The 15,179-nt window shown below is 60.7% G+C and carries 15 protein-coding genes and 1 pseudogene; 3 read left to right on the top strand and 13 right to left on the bottom strand.

What is annotated here, in order from left to right; genetic code table 11:
• Nucleotides 1-84: 84 nt before the first annotated feature.
• The 3 genes from rhtB to ACWR1S_RS02505 all read right to left on the bottom strand — a co-directional run bounded on the left by rhtB (nucleotide 85) and on the right by ACWR1S_RS02505 (nucleotide 3,402).
• The gene (gene rhtB / locus ACWR1S_RS02515) at nucleotides 85-717 is read right to left on the bottom strand and encodes a homoserine/homoserine lactone efflux protein (RefSeq protein ID WP_034152015.1); all 633 of its coding nucleotides are present in this window, start codon (nucleotides 715-717) and stop codon (nucleotides 85-87) included.
• A 193-nt stretch (nucleotides 718-910) separates the two neighbouring features.
• Nucleotides 911-1,492, bottom strand: a complete 582-nt coding sequence (locus tag ACWR1S_RS02510; protein WP_454562315.1) for a mechanosensitive ion channel domain-containing protein — start codon at nucleotides 1,490-1,492, stop codon at nucleotides 911-913.
• On the bottom strand, nucleotides 1,492-3,402 hold the full coding sequence (locus ACWR1S_RS02505) for an ATP-binding cassette domain-containing protein (RefSeq protein ID WP_160059858.1): 1,911 nt from the start codon (nucleotides 3,400-3,402) through the stop codon (nucleotides 1,492-1,494). The genes ACWR1S_RS02510 and ACWR1S_RS02505 overlap by 1 nt, the downstream gene beginning before the upstream one ends.
• Nucleotides 3,403-3,452: 50 nt before the next feature.
• Here ACWR1S_RS02505 and ACWR1S_RS02500 point away from each other — a divergent pair, with 50 nt between their 5' ends.
• A complete protein-coding gene (locus tag ACWR1S_RS02500; RefSeq protein ID WP_454562314.1) occupies nucleotides 3,453-3,914 on the top strand; it encodes a TIGR02444 family protein in 462 nt (153 codons plus the stop codon).
• Here the strand turns inward: ACWR1S_RS02500 and ACWR1S_RS02495 are convergent.
• Entirely contained in the window at nucleotides 3,911-5,128 is a 1,218-nt protein-coding gene (locus tag ACWR1S_RS02495; protein ID WP_454562313.1) for an AlgP family protein, read from the bottom strand. The two genes, ACWR1S_RS02500 and ACWR1S_RS02495, sit on opposite strands and share 4 nt — an antisense overlap.
• Before the next feature lie 192 nt (nucleotides 5,129-5,320).
• Here ACWR1S_RS02495 and ACWR1S_RS02490 point away from each other — a divergent pair, with 192 nt between their 5' ends.
• Nucleotides 5,321-5,986: an FKBP-type peptidyl-prolyl cis-trans isomerase gene (locus ACWR1S_RS02490; protein ID WP_454562312.1), complete on the top strand. Its 666-nt coding sequence runs from the start codon at nucleotides 5,321-5,323 to the stop codon at nucleotides 5,984-5,986.
• A gap of 60 nt (nucleotides 5,987-6,046) precedes the next feature.
• Here the strand turns inward: ACWR1S_RS02490 and ACWR1S_RS02485 are convergent, their stop codons facing one another.
• The 8 genes and pseudogenes from ACWR1S_RS02485 to ACWR1S_RS02450 form a co-directional block, all read right to left on the bottom strand.
• Nucleotides 6,047-6,505, bottom strand: coding sequence for an Rsd/AlgQ family anti-sigma factor (locus ACWR1S_RS02485; RefSeq protein ID WP_016985889.1), 459 nt, complete (start codon nucleotides 6,503-6,505; stop codon nucleotides 6,047-6,049).
• Between the two features lie 183 nt (nucleotides 6,506-6,688).
• Complete coding sequence (locus ACWR1S_RS02480) at nucleotides 6,689-7,240, bottom strand: disulfide bond formation protein B (protein ID WP_454562311.1); 552 nt, start codon at nucleotides 7,238-7,240, stop codon at nucleotides 6,689-6,691.
• A gap of 218 nt (nucleotides 7,241-7,458) precedes the next feature.
• Nucleotides 7,459-8,697: a heme biosynthesis HemY N-terminal domain-containing protein gene (locus ACWR1S_RS02475; RefSeq protein WP_454562310.1), complete on the bottom strand. Its 1,239-nt coding sequence runs from the start codon at nucleotides 8,695-8,697 to the stop codon at nucleotides 7,459-7,461.
• The gene (locus ACWR1S_RS02470) at nucleotides 8,694-9,836 is read right to left on the bottom strand and encodes a uroporphyrinogen-III C-methyltransferase (protein WP_454562309.1); all 1,143 of its coding nucleotides are present in this window, start codon (nucleotides 9,834-9,836) and stop codon (nucleotides 8,694-8,696) included. Before ACWR1S_RS02470 ends, ACWR1S_RS02475 begins: the two co-directional genes overlap by 4 nt.
• Nucleotides 9,837-9,852: 16 nt before the next feature.
• Nucleotides 9,853-10,614 (bottom strand): uroporphyrinogen-III synthase, encoded by a 762-nt coding sequence (locus tag ACWR1S_RS02465; protein WP_454562308.1) that lies wholly within the window; start codon nucleotides 10,612-10,614, stop codon nucleotides 9,853-9,855.
• Entirely contained in the window at nucleotides 10,611-11,552 is a 942-nt protein-coding gene (gene hemC, locus ACWR1S_RS02460; RefSeq protein WP_454562307.1) for a hydroxymethylbilane synthase, read from the bottom strand. The genes ACWR1S_RS02465 and hemC overlap by 4 nt, the downstream gene beginning before the upstream one ends.
• A 137-nt stretch (nucleotides 11,553-11,689) precedes the next feature.
• Complete coding sequence (locus ACWR1S_RS02455) at nucleotides 11,690-12,436, bottom strand: LytR/AlgR family response regulator transcription factor (RefSeq protein WP_038359143.1); 747 nt, start codon at nucleotides 12,434-12,436, stop codon at nucleotides 11,690-11,692.
• A pseudogene (locus ACWR1S_RS02450) lies at nucleotides 12,433-12,636 on the bottom strand (sensor histidine kinase); the annotation flags it as partial. The gene ACWR1S_RS02455 and the pseudogene ACWR1S_RS02450, both read right to left, overlap by 4 nt.
• A gap of 273 nt (nucleotides 12,637-12,909) precedes the next feature.
• Between ACWR1S_RS02450 and argH the strand changes: the two are divergent.
• Entirely contained in the window at nucleotides 12,910-14,304 is a 1,395-nt protein-coding gene (gene argH / locus ACWR1S_RS02445) for an argininosuccinate lyase (protein WP_454562306.1), read from the top strand.
• Between the two features lie 126 nt (nucleotides 14,305-14,430).
• On the opposite strand, the gene ACWR1S_RS02440 is transcribed toward argH, so the two are convergent.
• Nucleotides 14,431-15,090, bottom strand: coding sequence for a glutathione S-transferase family protein (locus ACWR1S_RS02440; RefSeq protein WP_454562305.1), 660 nt, complete (start codon nucleotides 15,088-15,090; stop codon nucleotides 14,431-14,433).
• Nucleotides 15,091-15,179: the final 89 nt, after the last annotated feature.

Below are 15,179 nucleotides of genomic sequence, written 5' to 3'. Positions count from 1 at the left end.
CGTGGGAATGCATCCCGGGACGCTCTGCGTCCCAGCCACAATAAAGGCGACCTGCAAAGGTCGCCTTTTTTGTGGCTACGCGCTTTACGCCGCCGCTTTGCGCAACGTCGCCATAAACGCCGCCGCACCGATGAACAGCCCGGCAAACGTGCGGTTCATGCGCTTCTGCTGCTGCGGTGTGCGCAACAGACGCAATACCTTCGAGGCCAGACCGGTGTAGCCCGCCATGACGATCAGGTCCACGCAGACCATCGTCACACCAATCACCACATACTGAATCAGCAACGGTGCATGCGGGTTGATGAACTGCGGCAGCACCGCGAGCATGAACACCAAGGCCTTGGGGTTGCTGATGTTCACCAGAAAGCCACGGAACACCAGCGCCAGCGGTTTGCCGATCGGCCGTACCGCCGCGTCATCGCTCATGTCCATGGGCAGCGCGCGCCACTGCTTGATGGCCAGATACACGAGGTAAGCGACACCGAACCATTTGATCGCGTGGAAGGCCGTGGCCGAAGCGGTGAGGATTGCGCCAACACCGGCGCCGACAATCGCGATCTGCACCGCCAGACCAATCTGCAGGCCGAGGGCGTTCCAGTAACCGCGCCAGAAACCGTATTGCAGACCGCTGGACATCGACGCAATGGCGCCAGCACCCGGGGACAGACTGATCACCCAGCAGGCGGCAAAAAACGCCAGCCATGTTTGAAGCTCCATCGCACACCTCGACTCATGCTCGTGACAAATGCCTAAGCTAATGCGGGTTTGAATGGATGACTACCGATTTTTTGCTGAATGTTGCAGGTGCTGCTGAGGGCCCCTTCGCGAGCAAGCTCGCTCCCACAGTAGACCGCGATCAAATGTGGGAGCGAGCTTGCTCGCGAAGGCGTCAGAACAGACGCCGCAGAATCTACTTCTCGAAACCGCTCGACGGAAACACATCCGTACCGCGCCAACGCCGCACCGAGCGCTGGAAAAACAAGCTGTTCGGCACCTGCACCATCGCGCTACCAGTTCCGAGTTCTTCAGCCTCGATCAACGTGGTGTAAAGCAGATTGATCGCCACCACCCTGCCTTTGACGCCGGGCTTGTCGGTGGTATCGACCAGTTCAACGATATCCCCCAGCCGAAACGGCCCGACCGTGAAGATCAGAATCGCGCAGAGCAGGTTCGACAGCACGCTCCACATCGCAAAAAACGCCACCGCCGCCACCGCGACGAACCCCGACAGCGCCGTCCACAAAACAGTGGCCGAGACACCGAGGCGCTCCAGTACAAAGATCAGCGCACTGCCCATGATCAGCCAGCGCAACACGCCCCGCAGCGGCATCAGCAACTGCGGCGGAAACGGATAGCGCTCACCCAGTCGGGTCAGGCCTTTGGCAACGAAGCCCTGAGTGAGGTAACCGGCCAGCAGAATCAGCAGAATCTGCACCGTAAACCAGATCGGCTCGACCCACACCGCCGGCAGCGGCAGCTTGAACGCTTCCATCAGGACAGCGCCTCCAGCTCCGCCTGCATGCTTTCCAGCACCTCGAGGGCTTCCATCCACGCCTCTTCCAGCTCGCCTTCGCGAACCTTCAGTTTGGCCTGTTCGGCGAGCAGATCACGCAATTCGTTCTTGCGCGCCGGCTCGTAGATGTCGCTGTCGCCGAGGCTGGCGTCGACCTTGGCCAGTTTCTCGTGAAGCTTGCCCAACTCGGCTTCGAGCTTGTCGGCTTCACGCTTGTGCGGGGCCAGTTGCTGACGCAATGCAGCAGCAGCCTGACGCTGGGCCTTTTTGTCGGTCTTGTCCGGATTCACCGGGGTGTTACTGACCGGCGCGTTACGCTGGCGGTACTCCACCAGCCAGCGCGCGTAGTCTTCGAGGTCGCCATCGAACTCTTCGACCTTGCCATCAGCGACCAGGTAGAAGTTGTCGGTGGTGCTCTTGAGCAAGTGACGATCGTGAGACACCACCAGCACCGCGCCGCTGAATTCCTGCAGCGCCATGGTCAGCGCCAGGCGCATTTCCAGGTCGAGGTGGTTGGTCGGTTCGTCGAGCAGCAGCAGGTTCGGGCGTTCCCAGGCGATCAACGCCAAAGCCAGACGCGCCTTTTCGCCACCGGAGAAATTCAGCACCGGCTCATCAATGCGCGCACCCCGGAAGTCGAAACCACCGAGGAAATCACGCAGGGTCTGCTCGCGTTCGCTCGGCGCCAGACGCTGCATGTGCAGCAACGGGCTGGCCTTGGAATCCAGCGAGTCGAGTTGATGCTGAGCGAAATAGCCGACCACGGTGTTCTCGCCACGGGTCAGGCGCCCGGCGATCGGTGACAGCTCGCCGGCAAGGTTCTTGATCAGCGTCGATTTACCCGCGCCGTTCGGCCCGAGCAGGCCGATCCGCGCACCCGGGGTCAGTTGCAGCTTGACCTTCTCGAGGATGGTTTTGTCGCCATAACCCAGGCTCGCATCGGACAGGTCGATCAGCGGGCTGGAGATCTTGCTCGACTCGCGGAAGACGAAATCGAACGGCGAATCAACGTGGGCCGCCGACAGCTCTTCCATCCGCTCCAGCGCCTTGATCCGGCTCTGCGCCTGACGGGCCTTGGTCGCTTGCGCCTTGAAGCGGGCGATGTAGCTTTCCATGTGCGCACGTTGCGCCTGCTGCTTCTCGTAGGCCTGTTGCTGCTGGGCCAGACGTTCGGCACGGGCGCGTTCGAATGCGGTATAGCCGCCGCGATAGAGGGTGATTTTGCGCTGATCGACATGCGCGACGTGATCGACGACTTCGTCGAGGAAATCGCGGTCGTGGGAAATCAGCAGCAAGGTGCCCGGGTAGCTTTTCAGCCACTCCTCGAGCCAGATGATGGCGTCGAGATCCAAGTGGTTGGTCGGTTCGTCGAGCAGCAACAAGTCCGAGGGGCACATCAAGGCTTGCGCCAGGTTCAGACGCATGCGCCAACCGCCGGAGAAATCCCCGACCTGACGATCCATCTGCTCGTTGGTGAAACCGAGACCGGCGAGCAGCTTGCGCGCTCGCGCATCGGCGGTGTAACCGTCGGCGCTGTCGAGTTCCGAGTGCAGGCGGGCCTGAGCGGCACCGTCGTGCGCCGCTTCGGCAGCGGCGAGGTCACGTTGCACCTCGCGTAGACGCAGGTCGCCATCGAGCACATAGTCGACGGCCAGACGCTCGAGCGTCTCGATCTCCTGGCGCATGTGGGCGATGCGCCAGTCGGCCGGCAAGAAGCAATCACCCGAGTCGGGGTGCAGCTCACCCCGAATCAAGGCGAACAGGCTCGATTTGCCGGCGCCGTTGGCACCGATGAGGCCGGCTTTGTGGCCGGCGTGCAGGGTCAGCTCGGCGTCTTCTAGCAGACGTTGCGGGCCACGCTGTAAAGTCAGGTTCTGAAGTCGGATCATAATGGCGGCGGAGTCTACCAGCTTCGCTCACAACTGGCGCGAGTAGCACGATGTCCTCTGACCTGTGGAGCTTTTCCCTTGCCACCTATGCCCGACCGGGCGTGGAAGATGCCTGCCTGCAACTGCAAACGGCGGGCGCGAACGTGTGCCTGCTGTTGTGCGGCTTATGGCTGGAACAACGCGGGGTGACGTGCGATGAACAACGCGTGAGTGTGCTTCAGGCACTGACCGAGCCTTGGGATACCGAGGTGGTGCAGCCACTGCGCTCACTGCGCATGCAATGGAAAGCACGGGCGGTGGATGACGCGGTGTTGAAAGGCATGCGCGAGCAAATCAAATCACTCGAGCTTGAGGCTGAGCGAGCGTTGCTGTCACGGCTTGAGGGTGTGGCGCAGGAGTGGCTGCGAAACGATGCAGGTTCAACAACCTGGCTGGAGGGATTGGCCGGCACGGCGGCCAGCCCGAACCGCGACGCGCTGCAAGTGCTGCGCGTCGCGGCAACCGGCACTTAGGAAGCGCTGGTCGGGTTGTTGCTGGCGCTCGACGCAGTGGCTGGCGATGGCGCAGTCGAAGGGGTCGAGGTGGTAGCGGCAGGTGCCGGTGCAGCTGGCGCAGCCGAAGTGGCCGGTGCGGCAGGCTTGGCAGCTGGAGCAGTAGCCGGTTTGGCGGCAGCTGGTTTGGCAGCGGCTGGCTTTTTAACGGCTGGTTTTGCCGCTGGCTTGGCGGCGGGTTTTGCAGCAGCAGGCTTGGCGGCAGCAGTCGCAGGTTTAGCAGCAACGGCCGGTTTCGCGGCTGGCTTGGCTGCCGGTTTGGCGGCGGCTTTCACGGCTGGTTTTGCAGCCGGTTTGGCAGCAGCTTTAGCTGGCGCTTTTGCCGCAGGTTTGGCGGCAGTCTTGGCAGCGGGTTTAGCAGTGGCAGTACGAGCAGCAGGTTTTGCCGCTGGTTTTGCGACAGCTTTGGCAGCAGGTTTAGCGGCTGCGGTTTTCGCCGGAGCAACTTTGGCAGCAGCCGGTTTGGCAGCGGCGGCACGGCTAGCTGGTTTAGCAGCGGCAGTGCGGGCAGCTGGTTTGGCCGCAGTGGTTTTAGCCGCTGGTTTTGCTGCGCTCGCTGCAGCCGGTTTTTTCACTGCAGGTTTTGCCGCAGCTTTGGCAGCTGGTTTTGCAGCGGCTTTCACCGGTGCTTTCACCGGTGCTTTTGCAGCAGGCTTGGCGGTAGTTTTAGCAGCAGCTTTTGCCGCAGGCTTGGCCGCTGCAGTTTTCGCTGGAGCCTTGGCTGCAGCAGGTTTGGCAGCCGCTTTCTTCGCCGGTGCCGCTGCCGGTTTGGCTGCACGCGAGGACAACACTTTGCCCACGGCTTCTTGAACGCGACCCACGCCCTGGGCCAGTTTCAGGCTTTCCTGGGCATCGCGCTTGAGTTGCAGAATGTAGCTGCGAGTGTCGGACTGACGCTCCTTCAAGGCATCGAGCAGGTCTTCGAGTTCTTTCACAGCGCCCTTGGCTTTGGTCTGTGCCTTGGCTTTGCCGGCGGCAGCTGCGTCCTGCAATTTGGTGCGGGATTTGTGCAGTTTTTCTTGCGCCTTGCCGCGTTGCTTTTCCAGTTTGGCGAGCAGTTTTTCAGCATCAGCCAAGGCTTGGGAGCAAGCGTTTTCCAGATGCTCGAGCAAGCTGCCCGAGAGTTGTTGGAGTAAGTGCAACGGAGTATTTACAGGCTTCTTGGTGGCCGACATGGTTTACCTCCTGGCTGACGTGAGTGCGGCTCATACTAGACCTCTGCAGTTACCGCCGCTAGGGCATCTTGACAGTATCGATTGCGTTGCGTTGCACCGAATCGAAAATGTTCTGCACGAAGTCAAAAGCAGTTCACCGTTGCAGACGTTCGCGCTGGCATAATCCACCGCATCTCAGGACGGAGAGTGCCCATGTCGCGCTACTTTTTTTTATCCCTCTGCGTGGTTTTTTCGGTCGCTCACGCCGACGAAAAAACCACCGCGAACGATGCTCACGATCTGGCCTACAGCCTCGGCGCCAGCCTCGGTGAACGGCTGCGTCAGGAAGTCCCGCAATTGCAGATTCAGGCGCTGGTTGACGGCTTGCAACAAGCCTATCAAGGCAAGCCGCTGGCACTGAGCGAAGCACGCATCGAACAGATTCTGGCCGATCATGAAGCGCAAAATGCCGAGCACTCTGCACAGCCTTCAAGTGATGCGGCGATGGAAAACGAGCAACGTTTTCTGACCGCTGAAAAAGCCAAACCCGGCGTGAAAGAATTGGCCGATGGCATCCTGCTCACCGAGCTCAATCCTGGCACCGGCGCCAAGGCCGGCCCCGATGGAAAAGTGCAGGTGCTGTATGTCGGACGGTTGCCGGATGGCACCGTGTTCGATCAGAACACGCAGCCACAATGGTTCAATCTCGACAGCGTGATTGCCGGTTGGCGCACCGCGTTGCAGAACATGCCGGTGGGCGCGAAATGGCGCCTGGTGATTCCGTCAGATCAAGCCTATGGCGCCGACGGTGCCGGCGACTTGATCGCGCCATTTACACCGTTGGTATTTGAAGTGGAGTTGCGCGGCGCAACCAGTTGAGCAGGCAATAAAAAACGGTGCGCTTTGGGCGCACCGTTTTTTTTCGATCAGAGAAAAGGATCAGGCCTGGACCGGATCTTCTTCCTTGTGTGCTGTGTGCAGCACTTCAATCAGGCAGTCTTCGAGTTCGAAGCGCTCGTGCAGCAAGCCACCGAGCTCTTTGAATTTCTCGGCAACGCATTTGCCTTCATCGCACAGGTCATTGAACGCAAGCAGCTTCTCGGTGATGACATCGATACGCGGATAGATCGTCTCGGCGAGTTCAAGACCACGCTTGTCGTTGAACGCCTTGGCTTCGCCCGTCAGCTGTTCATAGATTTCGAAATGCCCGGCCGACACGTAATCGACCAACACACCACAGAATTCCTGCAAGGGCTTGCGGCTCTCGGACAGCGACTCAGGCTGCGCACCGAGTTTGTCGTAGGCGCCGATCAGCTCTTCACGCTCTTGCAACCAGCGGTCGATCAGCAGATGAACTCCACCCCAACGTTCCTGAGCATTCTGACAACTTTCGAGCATGGCGATCTCTCTTCCCTTGTGGGTCATGCTGCTCTACACCCGCGCCCCTCTTTTGATTTTGCCTTGGGGGTCGGCCGGGCAGAGCGTCATCGAACAACATAATTCCAATGACACGTGCGGGCCAGATTATGCCCGCACGCCTATGGCTTCAAGGTACGCAGGAGATAAAGTTCATACAAGTGTTTAATCCCGCTGCAGCACCGGGTGCGACGCTTCGCCGCTGAGCGGGCGTTGCAGAGCACTCCAGACCAGCCGCAACAATTGATACACCGCCAGAATCGAGACCGCGACAAAGAACAGCAGGCTCCATTCCGGGATGCTCAGGTCGAACAGCGTCCAGGAAATTTCCGCACAATCGGCACCGCCACTAAACATCGTTTGCAGAGCACAGATCCACGGCAGACCACTGAATAATGTCTCGGGGGCTGGCGAGCAATTGAGCAGATGCAGCAGCGGATCACTCTGGATCAACACCTGCCGCCAGGCAGCCGTAGTGCCACCAAGGCTCGCGCCCAGCGTCATCAGCCAGTAGAACCACAAACCGACACGCATGGGGCCGTGCACCGCCGCCACACCGCTGGATACGCACAGCAGCGTAAGGAACAGGCGCTGCACCAGGCACAGGCTGCACGGCGTCAGACCGACAGCGTATTCAAGATAATAGGAAGCTCCCAGAGCAAAGGCCCCCGCAGTGAAAGCCATGAAGAACAAGGAGCGTGAGCAGGCCAACGACATGGCTTTTCCGTAACAGTAGAGACAGACGGTTACGGTAGAGGAAAGCGTGTCAGCCTTTCAAGGCGAGGCCCTGCCGACAGTTCACCAGAGGTGTAGGGAAAACCCGACAGGTTAGAGAGGAATTGGTGTAGCCCGGCGTAGGAATTTACCTCGGGCATTCACTGGAGTTGAAATTTCAGCCACAAAAGGTAAGCGAGGGAGCATCCTCCCTCACCTCTTCAGACGTGAGCCAGAACCGGCAACGGCGCCGCCAGCAGGCGTTCGTCGAGCAGACCGAGGCCTTCCTGAAACAACTGATTGCTGCGTTCGGTATCGCCCAACTGTGCGAGCAGGCGCGCCAGTTCCGCACAGGCTTCAGGATTGCGCTGCACACGCAGGCTGCTTTCCAGATAATCCCGCGCCTTGCCCCACAGACTGGTTTGCAGACACAGTCGGCCGAGGGTCAAGAGCAAGCTCGGATCGCTCGGATGATCCTTCAGCCAGCCTTCAGCGGTTTGCAACTGACGGGCTGGATCGCTACCGCGCACAAGCCCGTAGAGACGGGCCAGATGACTGTCGTATTTGCGTTTGAGGGCGGTGCGCAGCACCTCTTCCGCTTCGACCTGAGCGCCCAACTGGCGCAACTGTTCGGCGTAAGCCAACACCAGCGGCGGTTCCTGACGCTGCGCCGAGGTCAGTTGCTGCCAGGCGCGCGTGAGCGACTGCAAACCAACGGTCCCATCCTCTTCACGCTGCGCTGCCAGCGTCAGGTTTTCACCCCAGGCGCGGCGTTCAAGCTCAGCCAATTCGGCGGGTGGCAAGACTTTGTCCTTGCGTAACTCCGGCAGCAAACGAATCACCGCCGACCATTCGCCGCGCTGCTGATGCAAGCGCTGCAACTGGCGCAGCGTCTGCGCATTGTGCGGATGGCGATCGTGCATCGCTTGCAGGGTGACCAAGGCGCCGTCGGTATCGCCACGGTCGGTCTGCAACTGCGCATGACTCAGAGCGATGGCCAGTTCTGCTTGAGGCTGACGCTCCAGTGCGCGCTCCAGCAAACGATCGCACTCTTCGTAATTGCCTTGCTCATTGGCTGCGCGGGCAGCGCCGAGGTAGTACAGCAATGGCTGACGCTCGGCTTCAGCTGCTCGATAGAGATGACGCTGAGCACTGGCCCAACGACCTTCCGCCAGATCCAGTTGACCGTGCTCGATCGCCACTTGGACACGGCGACTGCGGTTGCGGCGCGACCATGGATTGACCACGCCACTGGAGGTCATGACTAATTCGACCAGCGCCTTGATGCCCCAGATCAGCAGCCACAACACTGCGATCACCGCCAGCGTCGCCCATAGGCTCGACTCATAGCGGAAGCTCTTGTAGGCCACCAGCACGTAACCGGAGTGCTCGGCAATCGCCAGACCCAGTGCCGCCGTCGCCGCGATCACCAGAAACACGATCACATACAGGCGTTTCATGGCGTGGTCTCCTGCGCGGTGTTGGCGGCAGGTTTGGCAAAGGGTTTCACCGACTCTTCGGCGTTGACGTTGCGCCGTTCAAGATAGGCTTGCACCGCACTCAGCGTACCAGCCAGATCCGGCGTCGTGACCGTGACCGGTTCCTTGCTCAACTCACCGACCTGTTCGAGCATCACTTTGCTTTGCGGATTGTCCGGGTTGAAATTGCCCTTGAGCACATCACGTGCTTCGGCCAGTGCCTGGGTGTAGACCGGCGCCTGCCCGTTGAGCGCTGCCCACTGCGCCTGCTCAAGCGCAAGGCTCAGGGCCAGACGCACCTGAATCAGACTCTGCCCGGCCAGCAGCGGCCGCACATTCTTGTCGGCATTGAAATCGATACGGATGTAGCGCGAGACCTGATCCCACCACTGCGCCCAACGACTGGCGCCGTCACCGTCGGCGGTCAGGCCCAACAGCGATTCGCCGCGATCCTTGTACTCCGGCGCCAGTTCGGTGAGGTCGATGACCTGATCACGCAGCGCGCCGAGGCGCAGGAACAACCCGGTGCGATCCGGTTGCGCGGTGCTGCGCAGCGCCACCAGGGTTTTCGCCACTTGCTCGCGAGCGGCGAAAGAACCCGGATCGTTTTGCTCACGAAGAATTTCGTCAGCGCCCTGCACCAGCGCCTGAGCACTGCTGATGTCCTGCAATGCCGAGAGACGCAGGCTGGCCAGACGTAGCAGGTGCTCGGCCTCAGCCAGACGCCAGTCCTTGCGGCTGGCACCCAACACCGTTTCCAGACGTTGATTGAGGCGCTGTTGATCGCCCTGAAGCTGCGTCACCAGACGCTGACGCTCGGCAAGTTCGTCGGCACCCGGCAACTGCGCGAGGCGCTCGGTCAAACGCTGTTCATTGAGCTTCAGGCTCTGCGCCTGATCATTCAATGCCTGCACTTCACCGGACTGTTGCTGAGTATTGGTCTGCAGGTGACGGACCTGCCAGACACCCCAGCCACCGATCGCGACGCCGGCAGCGCCGAGCAACAAGGCGACGATCGCCAGTCCATTGCCTCGGCGCGGCTCTGTGGCCGGCGGTGGAGTTTCAACCTGGGTTTCAATCACAGGCTGGACGTCATCTTTGGGCAAGGCTGTTTCGCTCACGTATCCATCCTTTGCATTAAAAAACGGGTTCGGGATGCTCCCGTAACGCCGTCAGCAAAGCCGCAGCACTCGCGCCGCGGCAATCCACAACTGTTTGAGCCCCGGCGGCACGTGCCAGCTCGGCGACTCTTGGGCTTGGTACAAACAACGGCAACGGCGCGATTGTCGGCCAGGCATCACCGGCCATTTGGCGCAGGTGCTCGAAACCCTGTCCACTGCTGACCACCAGCCCGTTCAAGCGTTCCGCTTCGATCCGCCGTGGCAGTTCTTGCGGCGCATAGTCCGGGAGGTCGCGTCGATACAATTCCAGATACTCGACACTAGCACCTAGCTCACGCAAGCGCTCGGCGAGCAACTCGCGGCCGCCCTCCCCGCGCAGGATCAACACCCTGGCACAGGGCTGGCTGAGCGCTTCACGCAGACGCGGCAATTGCAGCAAGGCTTCGCTGTCATCACCGTCAACCGGGAAGTGTGCGTCGATGCCGTGATCGAGCAGGATCTGCGCGGTCGCCGCACCGACACTGAACCAGGGCATCGCCAGCGCAGACGAGTCGTCGAGCAGATCCAGCGCAATGCGCGCCGCCGGTTTGCTGACCACGATCACCGCATTGCAACACCGCAACCGCGTCATCGCCTGACGAATCGTCTCAGAAACCGGCAGTGGAACAATGTCCAGAAGCGGCAAGCAGCTACTGAAAATCCCCTGCTCGGCCAACGTCTGCGCCAGCGCCGCACAGTCTTCCGCAGGGCGCGTCAGCAGCAGGCGCCAACCGGTCACTCGTGACCTGCCTCGCCGTAGACCGCTTTGAGAATATCGGCTGCACCCTGGCTGAGCAGGTCTTCGGCGACCTTCACGCCCAACGCTTCGGCATCGGCACGTGGCGCGCGAGCTTCGGCGCTGAGCAGCTTGCCACCGCTCGGCTCACCGACCAGACCACGCAACCACAACTGCTCACCTTCGAGTACGGCGTAGCAGGCGATCGGCACTTGGCAGCCGCCATTCAGGTGTTTGTTGAGGGCGCGCTCGGCAGTCACGCGCGACGTGGTATCGGCGTGATGCAGCGGTGCGAGCAAGGCGTGGATTTCCGTATCGGCGCTGCGGCATTCGATGCCGACCGCACCCTGGCCACCGGCGGGCAGACTGTCGTCGACGCTGATCGGCGAAGTGATGCGGTCTTCGAAACCGAGGCGGATCAAACCGGCAGCGGCGAGGATGATCGCGTCATACTCGCCGGCATCGAGCTTGGCCAGACGCGTATTGACGTTGCCGCGCAGGAAGCGGATTTGCAGATCCGGGCGGCGCGTCAGCAATTGCGCCTGACGACGCAGGCTCGAGGTACCGACGATGGCGCCGGCAGGCAACGCATCGAGGCTTGCATAGGCATTGGAAACGAAGGCATCGCGCGGATCTTCGCGTTCGCAGATACAGAACAGACCGAGGCCTTCAGGGAAATCCATCGGCACGTCTTTCATCGAGTGCACGGCGATATCGGCTTCATTTTCCAGCAGCGCGGTTTCCAGCTCCTTGACGAACAGGCCTTTACCGCCAATCTTCGACAGTGGCGAATCAAGCAGCTTGTCGCCGCGACTGACCATGGGCACCAGCGTCACCAGCAGGCCCGGATGGGCCGCTTCCAGACGGGCTTTGACGTATTCGGCCTGCCAGAGGGCCAGCGCACTTTTACGGGTGGCGATGCGGATTTCGCGAGAGGACATGGATCAATCCGTACTGAATAGATACGGCGGATAATAACAGCTCAGCCAAATCCACTTTGACTTGAATCAGAGTCGGCGCGGCCTCCCTGGCCGGCAATGCCTGGTAAAAGAAAGAAGGACCGCCCGGAATGACCGGGTTACAGCCCCTGCATCATTTTGCGCACACCGGCCACATGCCGACGGCTGACGATCAGCGCATCACCGTTGAGGCCTTTGAGGAATAGCTGGAAATGCCCCAGCGGCGTGCGTTGCAGACGTTCGATGCGGTCACGGGCGACCAGCGCGTTGCGGTGGATACGTACGAAGCGCTCGCCGAATTCATCCTCAAGCGCCTTGAGGGGTTCGTCCAGCAACACTTCACCCGCCTCATGACGCAGGGTCACGTATTTGTGGTCGGCAATGAAATAGACCACCTGATCCAGCGGAATCAGTTCGATACCTTTGCGGGTGCGGGCGCTGATATGGCTGCGCGGGCCGTTGCCACTTTCGGCAGCGGGACGGGTCAGGGCCGAAAGTTGCGCCCGATTGGGACGTTCAGCCCGTTTCAGGGCGTCATGCAGATGTTCGGTTCGCACGGGTTTCACCACATAGCCCACGGCGCTGGCCTGCAGGGCTTCCACGGCAAATTCATCGGGGCTGGTGCAAAACACCACGGCCGGCGGCGTTTCGCGTTCGCACAGACGGGCAGCAACCTGCAGGCCATCGAGGCCCGGCATACGAATATCGAGCAGCACGATATCCGGCTTGTGGCTGTCGATCAGTGCCAACGCCTCTTCGCCATTCGTGGCGCTGGGCTCCAGAACTGTGTAGCCCTCGAGCTCGCTCACCATTCGGCTGAGGCGCTCGCGAGCCAGTGGTTCGTCATCAACGATCAGGACATTCATATTGCGCTGGATTCCTGCGTGAGTCTCGCACAAGGATAGCGTAGACAGGTGAAGTGACGTCCGTCACCGCGATCCACGCTAAGACTAGCCCGAGCGCCAAAAAGTGCCGTACGTCGGCCAGCAATATTTGCCAGTGCCCGGGTCGTACTGCTCGAAGCCCGCTGTTTCCTGCGTTTTTCACGGGGATTGCCGAAGGACAATTACACCCACCCCCCTCTTCTTATAGTCGGCGGCCAGACCTTTGCGCGATCCGCGTTCGCGCCGACCCTTATGTCCTACTGTAGACGCTCGTCGGGCCGATATTGCTCAATCGAAAAATATCCTTGAGCAAATCCCCCGGGCGCAGCGCCGACTATGGCGCACACAATGAGAAAAAAACGTATCGACCGGTGTCAGCGACAGTCTGGGCAACCCTGTTATTATCCGCGCCAGCGTTTCACGCCTTTTTTCTTCAAGCCGATACGAGCGAATTCATGAGCACTGACAAGACCAATCAGTCCTGGGGCGGCCGCTTCAGTGAACCCGTCGACGCCTTCGTCGCCCGCTTCACCGCCTCCGTCACTTTCGACCAGCGCCTGTATCGCCACGACATCATGGGTTCGATCGCCCACGCCACCATGCTGGCCAAGGTCGGCGTGCTGACCGATGCCGAGCGCGACAGCATCATCGATGGCCTGAAGACCATTCAGGGCGAAATCGAGGCCGGCCAGTTCGACTGGCGCATCGACCTCGAAGACGTGCACATGAACATCGAAGCACGCCTGACCGATCGCATCGGCGTCACCGGCAAAAAGCTGCACACCGGGCGCAGCCGCAACGACCAGGTCGCCACCGACATCCGCCTGTGGCTGCGTGACGAGATCGACCTGATCCTCGCCGAAATCACCCGCCTGCAAAAAGGCCTGCTGGAGCAAGCCGAGCGTGAAGCCGCGAGCATCATGCCGGGCTTCACCCATCTGCAAACCGCGCAGCCAGTGACGTTCGGTCACCACATGCTGGCCTGGTTCGAGATGCTCAGCCGTGATTACGAGCGCCTGGTCGACTGCCGCAAGCGCACCAACCGCATGCCACTGGGCAGCGCCGCGCTGGCCGGCACCACCTACCCGATCGACCGCGAATACACCGCGCAACTGCTCGGTTTCGACGCCGTCGGCGGCAACTCGCTGGACAACGTCTCCGATCGCGACTTCGCCATCGAATTCTGTTCCGCGGCGAGCATCGCGATGATGCACCTGTCGCGCTTCTCCGAAGAGCTGGTGCTGTGGACCAGCGCGCAATTCCAGTTCATCGATCTGCCGGACCGATTCTGCACCGGCAGCTCGATCATGCCGCAAAAGAAAAACCCCGACGTGCCAGAGCTGGTGCGTGGCAAGACCGGCCGTGTGTTCGGCGCACTGATGGGCCTGCTGACCCTGATGAAGGGCCAGCCACTGGCCTACAACAAGGACAACCAGGAAGACAAAGAACCGCTGTTCGACGCCGCCGATACCCTGCGCGACTCGCTGCGGGCCTTTGCCGACATGATCCCGGCGATCAAACCGAAGCACGCGATCATGCGTGAAGCGGCGCTGCGCGGTTTCTCCACCGCGACCGATCTGGCGGATTATCTGGTGCGCCGTGGTCTGCCGTTCCGTGACTGCCACGAGATCGTTGGCCATGCCGTTAAGTACGGCGTGGACACGGGCAAGGATCTGGCCGAGATGAGCCTGGAAGAACTGCGCCAGTTCAGCGACCAGATCGAGCAGGATGTGTTTGCCGTGCTGACCCTGGAAGGCTCGGTGAATGCCCGTGACCATATCGGCGGCACTGCGCCGGCGCAGGTCAAGGCTGCTGTGGTTCGCGGTCAGGCGCTGTTGGCCGGCCGCTAAAAGTCAAAAGCTTCGCGAGCAGGCTCGCTCCCACAGGTTTTGCGTCGGACACGTAATCGTGTTTCAGCACATAACTCTGTGGGAGCGAGCCTGCTCGCGAATGCGACCTTCAGAACAGCAAAAAAATCACTTCTTGGCAGCGATCATCGCCAAAAACGCAGGCATCGCCGCTTCCTTGTCCGCCGCAATCTTCTGCACATGCGGATTCTGCTCAAGCCGCTCCAGCAACGCCTTCGCCTGCGGCATCTCTGCCAGCAAATCAATCCCGAACAGCTTCTGCCCGACCGCACAGGCCAGCGGCACGCTGTAGAGGAAATACAAATCGGCAATGCTCAGACTGTCGCCCGCCACGTACGGAGAGAATTTACCGTGTCGTCCCAGCGCAGCAAAACCCAACAGTAATTCGCTCTTGGTCTTTTCCTTGATCGCGTCCGGCAGGCTCATGCCGAAAAATGCTTCGCCATAACAGGCACGCCCCGGCAGCTCGATGTACAGCTCGATTTCCTTGGCAATCGCCAACACCTGCGCGCGCTCGAACGGGTCGCTCGGCAGCAGCGGTGTGCCTTTCTGGGTTTGTTCGAGGTATTCGAGGATGATCGCCGTTTCGTTGATGAAACCAGCCTCAACACCCAGCACCGGGACTTTGCCGCGCGGACTGATGGCCAGTGATTCCGGGGTCTGCGTCGGGTAGAACGTGACCTCCTCGAACGGCAGGCCTTTTTCCAGCAGCGCCAGTTTGACCATGTTGTAGTAGTTGCTGACTGAGAATCCGTAGAGCTTGAACATCACATAGCCTCCAGGCCGTGCGGGGTGGGCAGGGCCTGTTTATAGATCGTGCAGGCGAATCGCGCCAGCAGCATCACCCCGCTGAATGC

This window comes from Pseudomonas sp. AIG, assembly GCF_977020205.1.
This window is presented reverse-complemented; position numbering and strand designations above follow the sequence as displayed.

What these genes read in the sequence shown, in the direction of transcription:
- rhtB (WP_034152015.1), bottom strand. Translation starts at nt 717, where the DNA reads ATGGAGCTTCAAACATGGCTGGCGTTTTTTGCCGCCTGCTGGGTGATC.
- hemC (WP_454562307.1), bottom strand. Translation starts at nt 11,552, where the DNA reads ATGTCCTCTCGCGAAATCCGCATCGCCACCCGTAAAAGTGCGCTGGCC.
- ACWR1S_RS02480 (WP_454562311.1), bottom strand. Translation starts at nt 7,240, where the DNA reads ATGTCGTTGGCCTGCTCACGCTCCTTGTTCTTCATGGCTTTCACTGCG.
- ACWR1S_RS02510 (WP_454562315.1), bottom strand. Translation starts at nt 1,492, where the DNA reads ATGGAAGCGTTCAAGCTGCCGCTGCCGGCGGTGTGGGTCGAGCCGATC.
- ACWR1S_RS02485 (WP_016985889.1), bottom strand. Translation starts at nt 6,505, where the DNA reads ATGCTCGAAAGTTGTCAGAATGCTCAGGAACGTTGGGGTGGAGTTCAT.
- ACWR1S_RS02495 (WP_454562313.1), bottom strand. Translation starts at nt 5,128, where the DNA reads ATGTCGGCCACCAAGAAGCCTGTAAATACTCCGTTGCACTTACTCCAA.
- ACWR1S_RS02490 (WP_454562312.1), top strand. Translation starts at nt 5,321, where the DNA reads ATGTCGCGCTACTTTTTTTTATCCCTCTGCGTGGTTTTTTCGGTCGCT.
- ACWR1S_RS02455 (WP_038359143.1), bottom strand. Translation starts at nt 12,436, where the DNA reads ATGAATGTCCTGATCGTTGATGACGAACCACTGGCTCGCGAGCGCCTC.
- ACWR1S_RS02500 (WP_454562314.1), top strand. Translation starts at nt 3,453, where the DNA reads ATGTCCTCTGACCTGTGGAGCTTTTCCCTTGCCACCTATGCCCGACCG.
- argH (WP_454562306.1), top strand. Translation starts at nt 12,910, where the DNA reads ATGAGCACTGACAAGACCAATCAGTCCTGGGGCGGCCGCTTCAGTGAA.
- ACWR1S_RS02505 (WP_160059858.1), bottom strand. Translation starts at nt 3,402, where the DNA reads ATGATCCGACTTCAGAACCTGACTTTACAGCGTGGCCCGCAACGTCTG.
- ACWR1S_RS02440 (WP_454562305.1), bottom strand. Translation starts at nt 15,090, where the DNA reads ATGTTCAAGCTCTACGGATTCTCAGTCAGCAACTACTACAACATGGTC.
- ACWR1S_RS02475 (WP_454562310.1), bottom strand. Translation starts at nt 8,697, where the DNA reads ATGAAACGCCTGTATGTGATCGTGTTTCTGGTGATCGCGGCGACGGCG.